This is a genomic window from Gottfriedia sp. NPDC056225, assembly GCF_042267765.1.
Lineage (GTDB): Bacteria > Bacillota > Bacilli > Bacillales > Bacillaceae_G > Gottfriedia.
In genome coordinates, this window is the sequence record NZ_JBHJTJ010000013.1 from 39,498 (window position 1) to 59,883 (window position 20,386).

At 35.0% G+C, this 20,386-nt stretch carries 15 protein-coding genes; 13 read left to right on the forward strand and 2 right to left on the reverse strand.

The genetic code is table 11. From position 1 onward, the window contains the following. Window positions 1-34 precede the first annotated feature (34 nt). A complete protein-coding gene (locus ACFCYN_RS10960; protein WP_375949283.1) occupies window positions 35-1,525 on the reverse strand; it encodes a sensor histidine kinase in 1,491 nt (496 codons plus the stop codon). Next, window positions 1,522-2,208, reverse strand: coding sequence for a response regulator transcription factor (locus ACFCYN_RS10965; RefSeq protein ID WP_172446979.1), 687 nt, complete (start codon window positions 2,206-2,208; stop codon window positions 1,522-1,524). The genes ACFCYN_RS10960 and ACFCYN_RS10965 overlap by 4 nt, the downstream gene beginning before the upstream one ends. Window positions 2,209-2,418: 210 nt before the next feature. Here ACFCYN_RS10965 and ACFCYN_RS10970 point away from each other — a divergent pair, with 210 nt between their 5' ends. The 13 genes from ACFCYN_RS10970 to ACFCYN_RS11030 all read left to right on the forward strand — a co-directional run bounded on the left by ACFCYN_RS10970 (window position 2,419) and on the right by ACFCYN_RS11030 (window position 20,324). Continuing rightward, on the forward strand, window positions 2,419-4,701 hold the full coding sequence (locus ACFCYN_RS10970) for a glycosyltransferase family 39 protein (RefSeq protein ID WP_375949286.1): 2,283 nt from the start codon (window positions 2,419-2,421) through the stop codon (window positions 4,699-4,701). 17 nt (window positions 4,702-4,718) lie between these two features. Next, entirely contained in the window at window positions 4,719-5,690 is a 972-nt protein-coding gene (locus ACFCYN_RS10975) for a glycosyltransferase family 2 protein (RefSeq protein ID WP_375949288.1), read from the forward strand. Further along, complete coding sequence (locus tag ACFCYN_RS10980) at window positions 5,687-6,091, forward strand: GtrA family protein (RefSeq protein WP_172446981.1); 405 nt, start codon at window positions 5,687-5,689, stop codon at window positions 6,089-6,091. Before ACFCYN_RS10975 ends, ACFCYN_RS10980 begins: the two co-directional genes overlap by 4 nt. Window positions 6,092-6,093: 2 nt before the next feature. Then, entirely contained in the window at window positions 6,094-6,978 is an 885-nt protein-coding gene (galU, locus tag ACFCYN_RS10985; RefSeq protein WP_375949290.1) for a UTP--glucose-1-phosphate uridylyltransferase GalU, read from the forward strand. Between the two features lie 44 nt (window positions 6,979-7,022). Continuing rightward, complete coding sequence (gene galE / locus ACFCYN_RS10990; protein WP_172446983.1) at window positions 7,023-8,012, forward strand: UDP-glucose 4-epimerase GalE; 990 nt, start codon at window positions 7,023-7,025, stop codon at window positions 8,010-8,012. Window positions 8,013-8,536: 524 nt separating this feature from the next. Further along, a complete protein-coding gene (locus ACFCYN_RS10995; RefSeq protein WP_375949292.1) occupies window positions 8,537-8,899 on the forward strand; it encodes a hypothetical protein in 363 nt (120 codons plus the stop codon). Between the two features lie 59 nt (window positions 8,900-8,958). Next, window positions 8,959-10,704, forward strand: coding sequence for an ABC transporter ATP-binding protein (locus tag ACFCYN_RS11000; protein WP_375949294.1), 1,746 nt, complete (start codon window positions 8,959-8,961; stop codon window positions 10,702-10,704). Then, window positions 10,694-12,538: an ABC transporter ATP-binding protein gene (locus ACFCYN_RS11005; RefSeq protein WP_375949297.1), complete on the forward strand. Its 1,845-nt coding sequence runs from the start codon at window positions 10,694-10,696 to the stop codon at window positions 12,536-12,538. Before ACFCYN_RS11000 ends, ACFCYN_RS11005 begins: the two co-directional genes overlap by 11 nt. Before the next feature lie 336 nt (window positions 12,539-12,874). After that, entirely contained in the window at window positions 12,875-14,251 is a 1,377-nt protein-coding gene (locus ACFCYN_RS11010; RefSeq protein WP_375949299.1) for a purine-cytosine permease family protein, read from the forward strand. A gap of 350 nt (window positions 14,252-14,601) precedes the next feature. Then, window positions 14,602-15,594, forward strand: a complete 993-nt coding sequence (locus ACFCYN_RS11015) for a sugar-binding protein (protein ID WP_172446988.1) — start codon at window positions 14,602-14,604, stop codon at window positions 15,592-15,594. Continuing rightward, complete coding sequence (locus ACFCYN_RS11020; protein WP_375949302.1) at window positions 15,584-16,999, forward strand: sensor histidine kinase; 1,416 nt, start codon at window positions 15,584-15,586, stop codon at window positions 16,997-16,999. The genes ACFCYN_RS11015 and ACFCYN_RS11020 overlap by 11 nt, the downstream gene beginning before the upstream one ends. A 24-nt stretch (window positions 17,000-17,023) precedes the next feature. Then, window positions 17,024-18,565, forward strand: coding sequence for a response regulator (locus tag ACFCYN_RS11025; RefSeq protein WP_375949304.1), 1,542 nt, complete (start codon window positions 17,024-17,026; stop codon window positions 18,563-18,565). Between the two features lie 610 nt (window positions 18,566-19,175). Continuing rightward, window positions 19,176-20,324, forward strand: coding sequence for a sugar ABC transporter substrate-binding protein (locus ACFCYN_RS11030; RefSeq protein ID WP_216853990.1), 1,149 nt, complete (start codon window positions 19,176-19,178; stop codon window positions 20,322-20,324). Window positions 20,325-20,386: the final 62 nt, after the last annotated feature.

Here is a 20,386-nt window from a genome sequence, read left to right on the forward strand (position 1 = left end):
TTTCGTCACCCGCCCCGCCCCGACTCATCAAAAATCAAATAGGCAACCGAACAATAAAAGTACTACCTTCACTCAACACACTTTCCACAATTATATTCCCGCCATGAGCCTCTACAATTGACTGAGTAATCGATAAGCCTAACCCAGCGCCGCCATATTTTCTAGCACGGGAGCTGTCGCTTCGGTAAAATCGTTCAAATAAATGTGGTAGATGTGATTCATCAATACCAGGGCCGTTATCACTGATTATAATTTCGGCGCATGGGGTCGTAGTGCTATTAATAACGAGTGATAATTTAATGTTGCCATTTGTTGCGTCTGTATGTTGGACGGCATTTTGAAATAAGTTTAGGATAATTTGTTTTATTTTATCTGGATCGTACATTCCTTTTATGTTCGCTGTTAAATCGAAGTGGACATTTCGTCCACCTGCTAAAATTCGTAGCTGTGGTTCCATTTCTGTCATTAGTTCATCAAGTCTAGTGTCAGTTAGATTCATTTCTGGTGCACGGTCTAGTTTTGCTAGTAGTAGTAAATCCTCGACTAGTTTTTTAATTCTTGTTGATTCGCCGAGCATACTGTTGAGTGCTGCATTTAGTTGTTCAGGTTTATTAGCGGCACCGCGTAAAAGTACTTCTAAAAATCCATGGATTGATGTTAGTGGTGTACGGAGCTCATGAGATGCATCTGCAATGAAGCGACGCATTTGTTCTTTTGCTTCTCGTTCTGATTTGAATGAAGTTTCTAATCGTTTTAGCATGTTGTTAAATGATTCGGCTAATCGATCAATCTCTTCTTGTCCCTGATTAACAGGGAAGTGCTCGGTTAAATTTCCAGCGTTTGTTCGTTCTACTGCAGTGACCATATTATTTAATGGTACAAGTGTCCGGCGAAGTGAAGGAATATAAAGAGCGAGACCACCTGCTAAGGCTAATAAGGATAAGCTTCCGAAGATGAGAAGCTGCTGTAATAAAACGTCTTTTATTGGAGTAGTTTCAATTCCCATTTGAACGATGCCTTCAAAGTGGTCAGGTCCTCCAAATGGTTGAAAAACTACTAGCTGTTGTACACCTTTTTCATTCTTTATTATTTGGTATCCTACAGGCGTTCGATTATTAAAATTAGTTTCTATTTTCTTATATTCATTCTTTGTGAGACAAGGAGTGTTTAAATTACTTTCCTTTGCTAAGTTAATGCATTTACCATTTACATCGATAAACGTTAAAGATAAATAGGGCAAAAATAAAACTCGATTATTTGGATTTTGGTCTTTTACGATTGGCTTATTCGTATTATCGGTAAATCCATTTGGTAAGGGATATTGCTTTGAGAGTACATCCCAAGGAATTGAGCGCAATTGTGCATTTAATGATTCAGCTTGATTTCGGTACATAAATTGCTTCATTAATATAAATTGGAGCCCGCCTATTAATAAAAGTAGAACGGCTAATATGAATAATGACTTCGAAAATAGCTGATATTTAAGTGAGTTTGGTGAAAAAATTCTTTTAAATTGTTTTATCATACTAAGTCGATTCGATAACCGGCACCTCTAAGTGTTCGGATTAATCGGTGTTCCTTATCATTTAATTTATCTCTTAATGAGCGGATATAAACTTCTACTATATTTTCTTCTCCTCCGAAATTATAGCCCCACACTTTATCTAAAATCATTGCTTTACTTAAAACAATTCCGTGGTTTAAAACTAAGTATTTGAGGAGTTCATATTCAGTTGGCGAGAGCCCAAGTGCTTGTTCACGAAAGTTAATTTCTTTCCTTTTATCGTCAATTCGAAACGGTCCTAGAACAACTTCACTAAAAAGGCTAGGGAATTGATTTCTCACTCTAGCTTCAATTCGTGCTAGTAGCTCATCGAAACTAAATGGTTTGGCGACATAATCGTCTGCTCCAATTTTTAAGCCTTTTACTCGGTCATCTACTTCGTCTTTAGCTGTCAGCATGATGATGGCTAGATCGAGTCCTAATTTTCTCAACATTTTACATGTCTCAAATCCATCCATTCCAGGCATCATTACATCGAGAATCGCAACATGTGGTTTAAATTGTTGAGCAATATTGATTGCACTCATACCATCTGGTGCGGTTTCTATAATAAATCCTTCATTTTCAAGCCCCAATTGTAAAAATTGCAATATATGTGGTTCATCATCTACAAGCAGTATTTTTATGCCCTTTATTGATGTCATATTAATACCTTCCCATACTAATTTTTAATCATATAGTAGCACAAATAAATTTGAATTTCGTATAAGCAAGTAAGCTTTCAGTAAACTTTCAGTTAGCACTCATGGGGAATTCAGTTAGACAAGGCAAAATGGTTACAGGTAAACAAAGACACAGGCAGATGCAACAACAGTGTTGCAACTTGAAATTTAAATTATAGGAGTGATTTAACAATGTTTTCAAAATGGAAATCACGATTAGACATCCCGTTTGTTTTAATCGTACTACTTTCAGCAATTCTTAACGGGTATAACATTTGGACGGATAAATACGTAAATTCGTATTATACGTCGGCAGTTGCGAGTATGCTTCAAAGTTTTCACAACTTCTTTTTTGCATCCTTTGATCCAGGAGGATATGTAACAGTCGATAAGCCGCCAGTTACATTTTGGATTCAAACGATTAGTGCTTATATTTTTGGCTTGCATGGTTGGAGTGTCATTCTTCCTCAAGCTTTATCGGGAATAGGATCGGTTTGTTTAATATATGTAATGGTAAAGCCTACATTTGGTAAAACTGCAGCTCGATTAAGTGCATTGGCAATTGCTATTACGCCGGTTTTAGTAGCAGTTAGTCGTACGAATAATATTGATAGTATGCTTGTCTTTACTCTGTTACTTGCATCGTGGTTCCTATTTAAAGGACTTAAGAAAAATAAATTATGGTATGTGTTTGTTGCTTTTGCAATGATCGGTGTTGGCTTCAATGAAAAAATGCTTCAAGCGTATATGGTTTTACCAGCGTTTTATCTACTGTATTGGGTAGCTGCAAAAGTTAATTGGAAAAAGAAGCTTGGGATAATGGCGATAGCCACATCGATTCTTCTTGCAGTTTCTCTATCATGGGCAGTAATTGTCGATTCGATACCAGCAAGTAAACGGCCTTATGTTGGTAGTAGCCAAACGAACTCAGTGCTTGAACTTGCATTTGGTTATAATGGCGTTTCACGTTTACTTGGTATGGATGGAGGCGGAGGAAATCCACCTAGTCAAAGTACAAGTAAATCGCAAAGTAGCACGGAAAATAGTGCTTCTCAAAATGATGGTACTGCTAATAATTCAAACAATGTAGCTTCAAGTAATTCAAACAATACAGTTCCAACTAATGAATTGACTCAAGGGCAAAATGGAATGCCAGAAGGATTCCCAAATTTTGATGGTGGAACGAAAGGTAAAAATAGTAGCGGTATGTTTAATACAGGAACAGCTGGACCTTTCCGATTATTCCAATCAGAGCTTTCTGGACAAGCGAGCTGGTTGATTCCATTTGTATTATTTGGTTTAGTAGGAATCTTTATCGATTTACGTAAGAAGAATTTTACACAGAAACATAAGGAAGCATTATTTTGGACGGCATGGTTAGTACCAGTAATGGGATTCTTTAGTGTTGCAGGATTTTTCCATCAATATTATTTAATCATGCTTGCTCCACCAGTGGCAGCACTTGCTGGGGCGGGTTGGTCAAAGCTTTTTGAGTTATATCAAAGTAAATTAAATTGGAAATCTTTCTTACTGCCAGCGGCTATCTTTATTACTGCGGTTTTCGAATGGTTCATCGTTCATCCTTATGATTCAGTTATTGGCATTGGTTGGTCAATTGCGATTTTAATTTTAGGTATTGGCGTAACAATTTGGCTGTCGATCATCAAGGTAAGTGAAAGTCGTATGCAATTTATGGCAGCGATTATTGGATTTTTCGTTTTACTAATTGGACCTATGTACTGGGCTTTTACGCCAATTACTTATGGACAAAGTAGCATGTTGCCTGCAGCAGGGCCAACTTCATCAATGGGTGGCTTTGGTGGACCAGGCGGAATGAATGGTAATATGCCATCAGGAGATATGTCAGATGGAATGCCAGGACAAGGTCAGCAAGATGGAAACGCGCAAGACGGCATCCCAGGACAAGGCGGGCAAGATGGAAATACCCAAAACGGTACGCCAGGTCAAGGTCAGCAGGATGGTAATATGCCAAGTGGAATGCCGGGTCAAGGTGGACAGGATGGAACTAGTCAAGGAAATATGCCAAGTATGCCAGGGCAAGGTAGTAACAAGAACGATAATGGTATGGGCAATGAACAAATCGATAAGAAAACGTACGCATATTTGACGAAAAATAATACTGGTGAGAAATTCTTATTTGCTACTGCAGATTATAGTACAGCGGCTTCTTACATTATTGAAACTGGAAAAGCAGTTATGGCAATGGGTGGTTTCTCTGGTTCGGATCCAATTCTGACAGTTGATAAGCTTGAAAAATTAGTGAAAGAAGGAAAAGTTAAATACTTTATGATATCTGATGGCATAGGCGGCCGTGGAGGCAGCTCTGAAATTACGGATTGGATCAAAAAACACGGTAAAGAAATTTCTTCTGATAAATGGCAAACTAATTCTAGTAACGGTAATGGTATGGGCTTCCCTGGAGGAAGTAAGAAGCTTTACAAAGTTTCACTATAAAAAGGAGGGATCGTAAAGTGGCAGCAGTTAAATATTCAGTCATTATTCCAATGTATAACGAAGAGGCAGTTATACAGGAAACATATAGACAATTAAAAAAGGTTATGAACAGTGCAGGTGATCCTTACGAGTTGATCTTTATTAATGATGGAAGTAAGGATGGTTCTGTTGACATCATTAAGGATTATTACAGTTGGGATCAAACGGTGAAATTGATTGACTTCTCTAGGAATTTCGGTCATCAAATTGCGATTTCAGCTGGGATGGATTATGCATCGGGTGAGGCAGTGATTATCATTGACGCGGATCTTCAAGATCCGCCTAGCCTTATCCTAGACATGATTGGTAGATGGAAGGAAGGCTATGAAGTTGTTTATGCGAAACGGATAAAGCGTAATGGCGAGACTATATTTAAGAAATGGTCAGCTGCAATGTTTTACAGAATTTTAAGGGCATCTACTGATATATTAATTCCTGTTGATACTGGTGACTTTAGACTGATGGATCGAAAAGTTTGTGATGAAATGAAACAGCTATCTGAGAATAATCGATTCGTACGTGGACTAGTAAGCTGGGTGGGCTTCCGACAAACGGCAATTGAATATGAACGTGATGAGAGATTAGCAGGAGAAACGAAATATCCACTAAAAAAAATGATTAAGCTTTGTTTGGATGGTATTACTTCATTCTCCTATAAACCTTTAAAACTTGCAGGATATTTAGGAGCAATTCTATCAAGCTTAGGATTTGTGTATATGATTTACGTCATTTATTTAGCTTTATTTACTGATTCAGTTATAAAAGGCTGGTCTTCCTTAATAAGTATTATGCTTTTATTTAATGGGTTTGTCCTAATTATTCTTGGAATACTTGGCGAATATGTTGGTCGAATCTACGATGAAACAAAAGGTCGACCACTATATATTGTGCGGGAGTTACAAGGGTTAGAAAAAGAGAAGTCAAAAGATAAGCTTGATTTTCAACTATGATAAATCAATTTAAAGGTTTTGTTAAGTTTGGAATTGTAGGGTTAATAAACACAGGAGTAGATTTTATCGTATTTACTTTACTAATTTATGCACTTACGAATATGCCCTATATAGTAGCACAGGTTATCTCGTACTCTTGTGGAATTGTGAATAGTTATCTACTAAATAAGAGGTGGACATTTAAAGCTAAAAATCAAAATGGCGTACAAGAAAAAATGCGCTTTGTGATCGTTAACGCCATTACATTGCTATTAACATTATTAATTTTAAAAGTTTGTAGTGAATGGTTTGGATTGTCAGTGTTAGTCAGTAAATTAGTAGCAACTTGCGTTAGTGTATTAATGAATTACGTAGGAAGTCGTTACTGGGTATTTACTTCGTCTAAGGTGGGAGGAGTTTAAAAATGAAAATAAAAAAAGCTGTTATTCCGGCGGCAGGTTTAGGAACTAGATTTCTACCTGCAACAAAGGCACAAGCAAAAGAAATGCTGCCGATCGTTGATAAGCCAGCTATTCAATATATCGTCGAAGAAGCGGTTCAATCAGGGATTGAAAGTATCATTATTGTAACGGGGAGAAACAAAAAATCAATTGAAGATCATTTTGATAAATCAGTAGAATTAGAGCATTCTCTTTTTACGAGTGGAAAACTAGATACGCTAAAGCTTGTCCAAAGTATTAGCGAAATGGCGAATATCCATTATATACGTCAAAGAGAACCTTTAGGTTTAGGGCATGCCATATTGTGTGCAGAACAATTTATTGGTGATGAACCTTTCGCAGTATTACTAGGAGACGATATTATGATTTCTGATCCACCAGCACTCCAGCAAATGATTCATTTATACGAGGAAACTGGAAAGCAAGTTATTGGAGTCAAGCCAGTTCCAACATCTGACGTGAACAAATACGGGATTATATCTTCATCCAAAATTAATCCAAATGTGCATGACGTATTTGGACTCGTAGAAAAACCAAATCCAATAGATGCACCATCAAATATGGCGATTATGGGAAGATATGTTTTAAATCCGTCTATTTTCCCTATTCTTAGATCGCTTGAAAAAGGTGCAGGAGGTGAGTATCAATTAACGGATGCTCTCCATAAAAGCTGTGGTCTAGAAGGATTGCTTGCATTAGAACTATCAGGTAATCGATATGACATTGGCGATAAATTAGGTTATTTAAAAGCAACGATGGAAATCGGTCTACAGAGAGAAGATTTATATCCGCAATTATTACCATATATAAAAGGATTGATCGAAGAAGAGAGTGCAAAATTCGTTTAAATATAGTAAGTCATTGATACAAAATAGGATTGGAGAAACATTTGATGAGAATCTTAGTTGTAGGTGGTGCTGGCTATATTGGCTCACATGCAGTTTATCAGTTAATTGAAAAGGGTATGGAGGTTGTGGTGATCGACAATCTTTATACTGGCCATGAAAAAGCCGTTCATCCAAATGCAATTTTTTATAAAGGAGATATTAGGAATAAATCTTTCTTAAGAGAAATATTTCAACAGAAAAAGATTGAAGGCGTTATTCATTTTGCAGCCAAATCATTAGTTGGTGAATCAATGGAAAACCCAATTCATTATTTTGATCATAATGTTTATGGTACGCAAAATCTATTGGATGTAATGAATGAATTTAAAGTTAAATACATTGTATTTTCTTCCTCGGCCGCAACATACGGAGAGCAAAAACAAATGCCAATTACCGAAGATTTAGAAATGAAACCCACAAATACTTACGGTGAAACAAAGTTAATGATGGAAAAAATGTTGAATTGGTGTGACCAAGCATATGGCATAAAATACGTTGCACTTCGTTATTTCAATGTTGCTGGTGCTAAAGAAACAGGTGAGATTGGAGAAGACCATGCTCCTGAAACACATTTAATCCCTTCTATTTTACAGGTTGCTTTAGGACAGAGAGAGCATATTACCGTATTTGGAAATGATTATGACACACGAGATGGTACATGTATTCGTGATTATATTCATGTGGAAGATTTAATTAGTGCTCATACTTTAGCACTTAGTTACTTAATAAGTGGTGGACAGAGTAATGTTTTCAATTTAGGGAGTGAGAAAGGATTTTCAGTAAAGGAAATCATTAATGCAGTTAGCGAAGTCACAAATCAATCAATCTCTATGAAAATAGGAGAAAGACGTCAAGGTGACCCGGCTATTTTAATTGCATCATCCGAAAAGGCTAAAAAAATTTTAGGCTGGTATCCGAAGCGAAACGATATCCGCCAAATTATTACTGATTCATGGAACTGGCATAAAAGTCATCCAAGGGGATACGGGGATTAACTAGCTATCATATGAAAATGAAAGACTTTAACCGAATAAGCAAATGTAAATAAAAGCCCGATTTCTCAATTATACTTTGAAGAAATTGGGCTTTTATGATTGTGGAAACGAAAACCCAGCTAGGCCTGGGTTCCAAAAAGCTTACAGCGTGGTATTAAAAAAATTACCCGAGGTGCTAAACTATTTTTGGTTCGCCTACCAAACATATTCCTTATGTTTTTCATTGGATTGCCATCATAATTCAGCGCGGAAAAGCCTTTATGAACAAAAGTTTGTAGTTAATGAACAAAAATCACCTATTTATGCACAAATAGATGATTTAGTGGCCGTTCAGTATCCCTTTAGGGTTCGGTCAGTAACAAAGGACTACAGCTGCAGAGCAAACCTCCCGTTTTCACGTGTGGTTATGTGATTAAAAATGTGAAAATTTAAAATTATTATCCTTTGACATTTTGTATACATATGTATACATTATAGTTAATGAACTAGTGTATACATATGTATACAAATGAGGGGGTTAATAAATGAGAAATGAAGAATTTAACGATCATCACAAGGAAGAAAAACACCGCGGGGATGGCTCTAGACGAAAAGAGCATCACCGAAATGGGGCAAAAACTTTTCGCCGTAGAAGAGCAATTGGCTTTTTAGAAATGATGAATATTAAGCGTTCGACATTGATGCAACAGTTAAATGCACCAGAGTTTCAATCAATTCACCAAATTATCGTTGGAGAGTTAAAGGCTATAGATATGGTAATTAATGAATTTGTTAAAGTGTTCGAAATCCACGAAAGTGAACTGGTGGAAAAAAGTGAAAGTACAAATGAAACTGATGAAACGACGGCATTGGATTCTAGTGAGTCAATCGGAAATGATGAAAAGTGACCCTTTGATGTAGGGAGATGAAAGCTATAGGAGGATTTGTTGATGGATGGTGAGTTAACATGTGGGGGCTGAGAAGTTATATAAAGCCATATTGGAAATCTGCTTTAATTGCTCCGTTATTTATGATTTTTGAAGTGTTTTTTGATTTGCTTCAGCCAAAATATGCGGCTGATATTGTTAATCTTGGTTTAGTAAAACATGATATCCATACGATTGAACAGACTGGTGCTTTAATGGTTTTGGTAGCTGTATTAGGGTTACTAGCGGGCGTAGGGTGTAATTACTTTGCAATTCGAGCATCTCAAAATTTTGGTGCAGATTTAAGAGATGGGCTATTTACAAAAGTTCAAACATTCTCTTTTGAAAATCTTGATTCGTATAAGACGGGATCATTAATTACTCGAATGACAAATGATGTAGTGCAAGTTCAAAACCTATTAAGAATTGCATTGCAATCGCTTGTGCGTACACCGGGCTTATTAATCGGTAGCGTTATTATGGCGATTTGGATCAGCTCTCGTTTAGGATTAATCCTAATGGGAACTTTATTTGTGTTAGTTGTACTATTAGTTATTTTAATTCGGTTTTCTTACCCATTATTTTCGAATGTACAAGCAAAGCTTGATGCTGTTAATAGTCGCTTACAAGAAAATTTAGCCGGAATTCGAGTTGTAAAAGCTTTTGTGCGTTCTGATTACGAAACGAAACAATTTAAAATTGCAAATAAAGATTATTCGCAAAGTGCTATAAAAGCTGCGCGTGTGATTGCGATGAATACACCGATTGTTACATTTATTATGAATATGTGTCTTGTAGGAATTCTTTTGTATGGTGGAAATCTAGTTCGAATGAATTCAGTTCAAGTTGGAGATTTAATAGCATTTATAAATTATGTAACGCAAGTTCTTTCATCTTTACTGATGGTCAGCACAATTCTTGTAAATATTTCGCAATCTAGCGTGTCTGCAAAACGTATTCAAGAAGTACTTACAACAAAACCTACAATTGAAAATGCTCTAGAGCAAGATCATATTTCTGTCTCAGGTAATATGATTGAATTTCATCAAGTAGGATTTTCTTATGGAAGTACATCAAATGAGGATGAAGCAATTTTGAAAGACGTGAGCTTTGAGGCAAAGCAAGGAGAAACAATTGCAATAATTGGCTCAACTGGTTCTGGAAAAACTTCATTAGTTCAGCTAATCCCAAGGTTATATGATGTTACTGCGGGATCGATTTTAATGGATGGAGTAAATATTCAAAGACTGCCTCTTTTAGAACTTAGAAAGAAAATTGGAATGGTACTACAGGAGTCATTTTTATTTACTGGTTCAATAAGAGATAATATTGCATTTGGAAAATCGGATGCGACTCAAGAGGAAATTGAAGCAGCTGGAACAGTCGCACAGGCTCATGATTTTATTTCCAAATTACCAGATGGTTATGAAACGAAAATCGGGCAAAGAGGCGTCAACTTGTCTGGAGGACAAAAACAGCGAATTTCAATCGCCCGTGCATTACTAATTAAACCACCTGTTTTAATTTTAGATGACAGCACGAGTGCTTTAGACCTTAATACGGAAAAGAGACTGCGTGATTCTTTAAGTCAATTAATGAATGATAGCATTACTTTCTTAATCGCTCAAAAAATTTCTTCTGTCGTAAATGCAGAGAAAATACTTGTGATGGAGGATGGGGCCATTGTAGGAGGCGGAACTCACCAAGAATTAATGAAGACATGCGTGGTTTACCAAGAAATTTATAAATCCCAATATGGTGAGAGGGAGGTTTACAATGTCCAATAACAACAATACGAATACGAAAAATTCACCAAACCTCTTTCAAAATAGTTTTCGCCCAGGGCAACACCATCAGGGAATCCCTAAAGTTAGGTCGAAGAATGCAAAGACAACAGTATTTAGAATATGGAGTTATTTAAAGAAGCAGCGCCAAGGATTATGGATTGTCATCATTGCTACTGCTTTAACTTCTTGTTTCATGCTCTTAGCACCTTATTTAATAGGAAAAATCATTGATCTCTATATTGTTCCTCAAAAGTATAAAGGAGCAATTTTATTGAGCTTTGTATTACTTGTTGTCTATTTATTAGGCTCAGCTTCTACATGGCTTCAGCAGTATGTCGCTTCAAGTGTTTCGCAAAATACAGTGCGAGATATGAGGCAGGATTTATTTGAAAAATATCAAAGTTTACCAATTCCGTTTTTTGATCAAAAGACACATGGTGAATTAATGAGCCGAACGACGAATGACCTTGAAAATGTATCGAATACATTAAATCAAATAGTAGTCCAGTTAATTTCAAGTATATTTATACTAGTAGGCAGTGTTGCGATGATGCTCAGTTTGAGTGTTTGGATGACGTTAATTACACTTTTGACAGTGCCATTAATCACGTTTATTACGAAAAAAATTACGAAATATACTCGCCATTATTTTTCAGAGCAGCAAAAGAGTTTAGGAGAAGTAAATGGATTTGTCCAAGAAAGCATTTCAGGTTTAAGAGTAACAAAAGTTTTTGGTCGTGAATCAAAATCAATTGAAGAATTTAAAGAGATGAATGAAAGACTACGAGTGGTAGGTTTAAAAGCTTTAAGCATTTCGGGCTCAATGGGACCAATCATGAACGCAATGCGAAATTTAAGTTTTGTTATTATTGCTGTAGTCGGTGGCGTGTTTGCATATCATCATGCGATTACAATTGGAGTGATTGTTAGTTTTCTGAATTATTCAAGCCAATTTAGTCAGCCACTTAATCAGCTTGCTAATCAGTATAATTTACTTCAATCAGCCATTGCTGGAGCCGAACGTGTATTTGAAATATTAGACTTGAAGTCTGAAACATTTGAAGAAACGAATCAAATCGTTGATAAAAAATTAACCGGTGAAGTTATATTTGATCACGTTCAATTTGGTTATACAAAAAATGTATCTGTTTTAAAAGACCTTTCCTTCCAAGCTTCACCAGGCCAGATGATCGCTTTAGTCGGACCAACCGGAGCGGGAAAAACAACAATTATTAATTTGTTGACGCGTTTTTACGATATCCAATCAGGTAGGATTTTAATTGACGGTGAAGAAATTAACAAATATGACAAACACTTTTTAAGAAAGCAAATCGGTTTAGTGCTACAGGATGCATATGTTTTTTCAGGAACAATCCGAGATAATATACGATACGGTCGATTAGATGCGTCAGATAAAGAAGTAGAAAATGCAGCTCGTTTAGCTAACGCGGACACGTTTATTAGAAAACTTCCTAAAGGATACGATACGCATTTAAATGCGGAAGGAAGTAACTTAAGCCAAGGTCAAAAACAGCTTTTGACAATAGCCAGGGCAGTACTTGCTAATCCATCAATTCTTATTTTAGATGAAGCAACAAGTAGCGTTGATACAAGAACGGAATTCCACATTCAAGAGGCAATGAAAACATTGATGAATGGTAGAACTTCATTTGTGATTGCTCATCGACTTAGCACCATTCGAGAGGCTGACGCAATCCTAGTCATTAACGATGGTCAAATTATTGAAAAAGGATCGCACGAAGAGCTCTTGAAGAAAAATGGCTTTTATGCAAATCTATATAATACTCAATTTGCAGAAGGACATGTGAGCTGAGGGTAGATGAATTTAAAAAGATGATCTCCGATATAAATAGGGGATCATCTTTTTTGCACCATAAATAAGAATAGCGGCAAAAAATCGACGTATTTCTTCCTCGGCTGCAACGTATGTGATACACCAGATGGTACTTGAATTCGTGGCGATATTCATGTAGCCAAATTTCCTAGTTTACTAAAGACTTAATTCATTCAACCCAGAAGTTTCTATTATCTTGCTAACTGATTTATTAAAATAATATAATTATTATTTTCTGAATAATCTAAATAGTGTATAATTCGGGATGTATTTGCAGCTTGTAAAATGAATATTTGAATCAAGGGGGAAATGAATGTGAATGTAGAAAAACGGACTTTAGATTTTATACCAGAGAATGAAAGACACGGAAATGCTCGTAGTTTGTTTTCAATTTGGTTTAGTGCAAATATGCAAATTACAACACTTGTAACTGGCGCTTTAGCAGTAGTATTTGGACTGGATTTTTTCTGGGGAGTAACAGCCATTGTAATCGGTAATCTATTAGGAGCAATTTTTATGGCTTCACATTCAGTTCAAGGACCAAAACTAGGGATTCCACAAATGATTCAAAGCCGTGCACAATTTGGTGTAATTGGAGCAGTTGTACCTCTTGTTATTGTGATCCTTATGTATATGGGATTCTTTGCGAGTAGTGGGGTTTTAGGAGCTCAAGCGATTAGCAGTGCGTTTTCTTTACCAGTTAATGCTGGAATTGTTTTACTTGGTATCGTTACACTACTAATTACATTATTTGGCTATGACTTAATTCATAAAATGGAAAAGTATTTTGCAATTATTTTTACGATTGTTTTTTTAATAGTAACGTATAAGGCTCTAAGTCTACCAATGCCTTCAAAAATGTTCTCAATTGGACATGTTGAAATTGGTCCTTTTTTATTAATGGTTAGTATTGCAGCAACGTGGCAGTTAACGTATGCACCTTATGTGGCAGATTATTCAAGATATTTACCAACGAATACTTCATCAGCAAAAACCTTTTTTTATACATATGCTGGTACAGTAATCGGAACTGTTTGGATGATGTCATTAGGTGTTTTGTTAAGTCTAGCGATTCCTAAGTTTTTAAATAACTCAAGTACAGGGCTTGCTAATTTAGTTGGAAACCGATTCTCATTAATCATTTATATCGTTATTGTTTTAGGAGTTTTAGCTGTAAATGTACTGAATTTATATGGAGCGTTTATGTCCATTACAACAACTCTTGAAGCATTTACAAGTTTAAAAGGTACAGAAAAAACACGTTTTTGGTTGGTGTTTATAACAGTAATTATAGGCACATCACTTTCTATTTGGGGTCAAGGGAACTTCTTACATAATTTTGAAAGCTTTATTTTATTGTTATCCTATTTTATGGTGCCATGGACTGCAATTAATTTAATTGATTATTATTTATTGAGCATGGGTGAATTTAACATACAGGACGTTTTTAATGTAAATGGTCAATATGGGAAATTTAATTGGACAGCCATTATTTCTTATTTCATTGCGGTGATTCTCGAAATTCCTTTCGTAAATGCTGAAATGTATGAGGGACCTATCGCTAAAGCATTAAACGGTACAGATATTGCTTGGGTGGTCGGCTTATTAATTCCTTTATTATTTTATTATTTACCTTCAAAACGAAAAAGAAAATCTTCAATTAATAGTAAGAAAATAAATGAAACGATATAAATAGTAAAGAAGGCTCCTCAAAAAAATGAGGAGTTTTTTGTTATATATTAAGAAAGTATAAAATTGACAACGATGAAAAAATGTCGGCGTATATGCCAATTTTAGGTATAAGTATAAGTGCAACTACGCCTCTGTATTCGCTTGACGGCTTGCCAATCAGTGAGTTTTCTTTATGTGGAAATAACAAAATAAGAATGATCTCTTCTAATGGGAATTTTATTGCTATATTTTTCAACGTCAATAGGTCACTAAATTAATTTAATTTTGGCGAGGGAAAAAATTGTAAATCTAATAGTCTTGTAAACTGTATAATCAAAATGTACTATTTTAATATAGGACTGGGGGACGTCATGGAAGAGAAGAAATGGTCGATTATTTTAAGCGTACTTTTTTTATTGTTTGTTTATGTACTTATTCATTTTGAAATAAATGCTCGAAATATAGAAAACTCAGTTCAAAAATTACGGGATCAAGAAATAGAGCCGAAGAAGAAACTTCATTTTGTCCTTATTTCACAAGAGTTCGATAATCCGTACTGGAGGAAAGTACAAGAGGGAGCAGATGTTGCCGCAGAAAAATACGGCGTAAATGTTGAATACATCGGTCCTTTACGTACAAGTCCGGAAGAGCAAATTAAATTATTAGAAAAGGCAATTGCTTCTCAGGTAGATGGAATTATCGTACAAAGTCTTGATGAGAGTACGTTTTCGCCCGTAATTAATAAAGCGGTTACACAACATATTCCGGTTATTACAATCGATACAGATGCGCCAAAAAGTAAGCGTATCGCTTATGTCGGTACGAATAATTTTAATGCTGGGGAGCAATTAGGAAGAGTTGTTGTAGAGGAAACAGGTGGAGTTGGGAAAATTGGCGTGATAATTGGGAGTGAAAAATCAGAAAGTCAACAGGCAAGACTAAATGGCTTTTTAAATGTTGTTAAAAAAAATCCGAATTTAGTAGTAAAGGAAATTGAGTCCTCTAATATATCAATCATTCAAGCAAAACTCCAAGCTGAAAATATGATGCGAAATAATAAAGATATTTCAATTATGGTTGGTACAAGTGCACTAGATGCAATCGGAATTTTAAATGCGTCAAAAAATTTAAAGTTAAATCAAGTTGAGATATTTGGATTTGATAATATTGAAGGTACACTTCAAGCAGTTCAAGATGATTCAATTAAAGCAACTGTCATTCAAAAGCCATATGAAATGGGCTATCAATCTGTTGGATTATTGATTGATTCATTACATGGAAAAGCTATTAATAAAGAAAATTTTACACCAACCGAGGTGGTGACGAAAGAAACGTTGATCAGGAGGAGAAACGTTGAAAATTAGAACGAAATTATTTATTTTTATCCCCATTCTCGTTATTTTATTGAATTTAGTTTCGTTTTTTGTTTTTGAAAATGGAAAGAAGGTTCAAGAGAGTTATAATTTAATGATTAATAAAATATTTTTATATAAGCAAATCTCTTTAGAAACCCAAGAGAATTTAAGCTTAGTTAGTAGTTATATTATAAACCCACAACCTAAGAACTATCGTTCAATTATCCAGCATAGAAGCAATCTGCAAAAATTAAAAAAGGAATTGCTAACGCATAATGCTACAAAAAATAATCAGCTCGTACTAGAGAATTTTACTCATATGATTGATTCATTTTTAGCGTTAGAATCTTCAATTACAGACAATCTTGTCTCTCAAAATTTTTCAAGCTATACAGACGAGTACCGCGATATAGAGAAAATAGCAGGATTTATTAGAGAGGATAGTCAAAATTTAGTTGATTTAGAGCTTAGTAATTATCAGCCTATTTTTCGAAAGATTATTTCAAATACTCAGTCTATGAATCAATTAGGTGTACAGCTGTTTGTTATTACGACAGTCATTAGCATTGTTTTTGCGATTTGGCTCTCAAGAAGTATTGTAATTCCGATTAATCGTCTAGTTTATATGGCCAAGCAAATAGGAAAAGGGAATTTTAATGTAGCTCCTCCTACTTTGTATCAAAATAATGAAATTGGTATCCTTGGGAAAATCCTCAATGAAATGTCAAAGAATTTAAGTAATTTAATGATAAAAAATATTGAAATCGTAGAGAAGGATCGACTTGTGAAGGAGCTTGAATTAAAGGCCTTACAAAGTCAGATTAACCCGCACTTTCTGTTCAATACATTAAACGTTATCTCTAAGCTAGCTTATATCGAAGGGGCTGAACAAACGAGTGATCTCACTGTATCGACCTCGAATTTGTTACGCTATAATTTACGAAAATTAGACGAGCCTGTAACTCTTTTGGATGAAGTAAGAAATGCTGAAGAATATTTTTCAATTCAAAAAGCAAGATTTAGAGATCGTGTACGTTTCGAATTGAATATTGAGGAATCTTGCTTAGGGCATAAAGTTCCTTGTTTAACATTGCAACCCCTTCTTGAAAACGCATTTATACATGGTATTGAGGGGATGGAACAAGGTGCTGTAATAGGAATAACGATCAAGAATCTTGATAAGTATATTTTCATTGAGATTTACGACAATGGTGCTGGTATGAAAGAAGAAACTAGAGAAGCGCTGTTAAGTTCATCTATGCCGATTATCTCTCAAAAAAGCTCAACAGGATTAGGTACAACAAATGTTTTTAAACGCTGGCGCTTATTTTATGAAGAAGAAGATATTGTTGATATTAAAAGTGAAGTAAATAAAGGGACAACCATTATTTTAAAACTACCTGTTACATCATAATTTTATAATTGAAGGAGGTAACCTATGTATCGGTTATTAATTGTGGATGATGAACCATTAGAGCGTGAGGGACTTGAATTGATGATTAATCGATCAATGCCTAATCAGTTTCAATTTGAACAAGCTGGGAATGGAAGAATAGCGATCGAAAAATCAATTGAATATCAGCCCCATATTATCTTTATGGATATAAAAATGCCAGGTATTCAAGGACTTGAAGCCGTTTCAGTAATCAAACAAAAACTGCCGGACACGAAAATATTCATTGTCACTGCATATGACTATTTTACATATGCACAAGAAGCAATCTCATTAGGTGTGAAGGATTATATTTTAAAGCCTGCTAAAAAGGACCATATCATCTCTTTACTGCAAAAGATGATCGATGAAATTGAAGATGATTATAAAAAGAGATTACAAGAATTAGAGGCTATTGAAAATTTATCACTTATACGACCTTTAACGGAAAATGAATATACATTAATGTTAATGTTTAATACTGTTCAAGAACTAAATGTAAATCAATTGTCCGGGATTCTAGGTTTTGAGATGGAGTACGGTTATGCGAGTGTCATTAAATTTCCAAAAGAAATCATTCAAAATGATAAAGAACAAAGACGTGTTTATGAATGTGTTAGGCATTTTATGAAATCTGCGAGAGATTGTTTAATTAGTCCAGTTGTAAATGGTCAATTAGCTATATTTATTCCAGTCCAACCGAAGCGTGAAGACAATCTGCAAAAGCTAGTATTCTATCAAGATGCTTTAAAAACGATTGAGTATATTGAAAATCAAACCGGTCATAAAACGGTAATTGGTATAGGGTCCTTAAATCAAGGAATTGAAGGATTTAAGAAATCATATAATGAGGCAATGCAAGCAAGCTTAGATTGCAATGAACTAGCTCGGGTTAGTCAGTATTCAGAGAGAGTGTCTTTAAGTATATCAGATGACGAAAAGCAAATTCTTATCGATTCTTTTAGAAAAGCTGATTTAGAAGATGTGATGAACCAATTCAATCATTTATATGAAAGATTCGTTAATTATCATGTTTTAAAGGTGAGAACAGAATTAAATTCTCTATTCAATCAAATTTTTCAATCTCTCCGTAACTCATCGATTGATGTTGAGAAATTCCATATCCCAGATATAGACGATCTCAATCAGTTGAAGATGATTGTAGAGCAACAAATCATTAATTTAATTACAAAGATTGATCGAGAAAAAGAAATTAAAACGAATCATATGATGGTATTGGCTAGAGAATACATAGCTCAACACTTCATAGAGGATATATCGCTGGAGCAAGTAGCCAACTATTTAAAATTAAATCCAGTTTATTTTAGTAAATTATTTAAAAAGCAAACGGCTGAAACTTTCAGTGATTATTTAATGAATTTAAGAATTAATAAGGCAAAACAATTAATGGAAAATAGAGAATTGAACTTAAAAGAAATTTGCTACCAAGTAGGCTATAATGATCCGAATTATTTTAGCCGAGTTTTTAAAAAATGTACGAATGAATCTCCGAAAGAATATAGGAAGAAAGTTTTAATGAATATTTGAAGAATTACTGATAGTTGTACTCATATATAATCTAAAAAGAGGGACAAAATTTAATATGATGAAGTTTGTACGATGATAAATACAATAAATTTATACTAGTAGAAGAGTAAGTTCCGACCTTTTCTTGACGTTATGTCGAGGAAAGGTTTTTTTATGGAAACGAAAACCCCTGGCTAAGCCTAAGGTTCCAAAAAGCTTACAGCGTGGTAGTATAAAAATTCCTCAGAGGTACTAAACTTTTTTGGTCCGCAAACCAAAATAGCATCAGCTCACCGGTTTATGGACAAAACTCACCCAATTATGCACAAATCCAGTTACTTTAACCGTCGGCTTGACCACGAGTGGTTATGTTTTATTTTTTCTAGTTAACTAGTATTTTTTAGTGTTTACAATCAGTCTATTACTTAATTAAAATTGAAATTTTCTGCACTAATATGTCCTAAAGTTTAAAAAGTGCTAGTTTTAATATTCTGAATGTAACCGTTTTCTGTGGTGGGGTAAATTAGTACAGGTAATAGACAAGAGAGTGAAGGAAATGGGTAAGCGTTTTCAATTGAAAACATGATAATCTTATTTTGTAAGCGTAACCAGAAAAAAAGGGGGAAATACTTTGAAAAAGTTAACAAGGATTTTTTCAATAATTTCAGTAATTTTAGTAATGACTCTTCTTGCTGCTGGATGTGGAACTTCTTCAACATCAGGTGATAGTAGTTCTGCTGGTAAGAAAAGCAAAAATGGTAAAGTTGATATCGGTATCGTTTTACCTACAAAAGATGAGCCTCGTTGGACTCAAGATGAAACTCGTTTTAAAAATGCTTTAAAAGATACAGATTATTCAGTTGAAATTTTATTCTCACAAGGTGACTCTGCTAAAGAAAAAGCAAACGTTGATTCTTTAATCGCAAAAGGCATCAAAGTTTTAATTATTTGTCCTCAGGACGGCGCTGCTGCTGCTGCTTCAGCTGAAGCTGCAAAAGCTGCTGGTGTTAAAGTTATTTCTTACGATCGTTTAATTACAGGTACTGACGCTGTTGATTACTATGTTTCATTTGATAGTGTTGCTGTAGGTGCTGCACAAGCACAATATCTTGTAGACCATGCTTCAGGTAAATCAGGTCAACCTTTATACCTATACGCAGGTGCTGCATCTGATAACAATGCATTCTTATTCTTCCAAGGTGCTTGGAAAGTTCTTCAACCAAAAATTGCTGATGGTACATTCAAAGTTGAAAACTCTGCTGCTGCAAATAGCTTAAAAGCTAAAGCTGATTTAACTCGTGATGAGCAAGCTAAAATTATCGGTCAAGTTACAACTAACTGGGACTTTAACGTTGCTAAAAACTTAACTTCATCTAACTTAACAAAAGCTACAAAAGCTGACAAAGGTGATGTATTAGTTCTAGCTCCAAATGATGGAACTGCTCGTTCAATCGCTGATACGTTTAAAGCTGATAAAGATGTATCTTCATATATTATTACTGGTCAAGATGCTGAAAAAGCTTCTGTACAATACATCATTGATGGCAAACAATCTATGACTGTTTTCAAAGATGTTCGTACTTTAGTTAAAGATGCAATCTCAACTGCAACTTCAATCTTAAAAAATGAAACACCTGATGCTTCAGGCGTTACAAACAATGGTAAAGCTGATATTAAAACAAAACAAACAGATATTATTGTTGTTGATCAAAGCACAGTGAAGAAAGACTTAGTTGATTCTGGATACTATAGTGCTTCAGACTTCACTGGATTGAAGTAATTAATATAAGAAACAATTACAAAATAGTGATGGTCTAACCGTCACTATTTTGTTAATTATTC

Bases quoted from the DNA above. Each gene is read 5' to 3' on its own strand.
- ACFCYN_RS10970 (WP_375949286.1), top strand. From the start codon at position 2,419: ATGTTTTCAAAATGGAAATCACGATTAGACATCCCGTTTGTTTTAATC.
- ACFCYN_RS10995 (WP_375949292.1), top strand. From the start codon at position 8,537: ATGAGAAATGAAGAATTTAACGATCATCACAAGGAAGAAAAACACCGC.
- ACFCYN_RS10960 (WP_375949283.1), bottom strand. From the start codon at position 1,525: ATGATAAAACAATTTAAAAGAATTTTTTCACCAAACTCACTTAAATAT.
- ACFCYN_RS11015 (WP_172446988.1), top strand. From the start codon at position 14,602: ATGGAAGAGAAGAAATGGTCGATTATTTTAAGCGTACTTTTTTTATTG.
- ACFCYN_RS11000 (WP_375949294.1), top strand. From the start codon at position 8,959: ATGTGGGGGCTGAGAAGTTATATAAAGCCATATTGGAAATCTGCTTTA.
- ACFCYN_RS11005 (WP_375949297.1), top strand. From the start codon at position 10,694: ATGTCCAATAACAACAATACGAATACGAAAAATTCACCAAACCTCTTT.
- galU (WP_375949290.1), top strand. From the start codon at position 6,094: ATGAAAATAAAAAAAGCTGTTATTCCGGCGGCAGGTTTAGGAACTAGA.
- ACFCYN_RS10965 (WP_172446979.1), bottom strand. From the start codon at position 2,208: ATGACATCAATAAAGGGCATAAAAATACTGCTTGTAGATGATGAACCA.
- ACFCYN_RS10980 (WP_172446981.1), top strand. From the start codon at position 5,687: ATGATAAATCAATTTAAAGGTTTTGTTAAGTTTGGAATTGTAGGGTTA.
- galE (WP_172446983.1), top strand. From the start codon at position 7,023: ATGAGAATCTTAGTTGTAGGTGGTGCTGGCTATATTGGCTCACATGCA.
- ACFCYN_RS11025 (WP_375949304.1), top strand. From the start codon at position 17,024: ATGTATCGGTTATTAATTGTGGATGATGAACCATTAGAGCGTGAGGGA.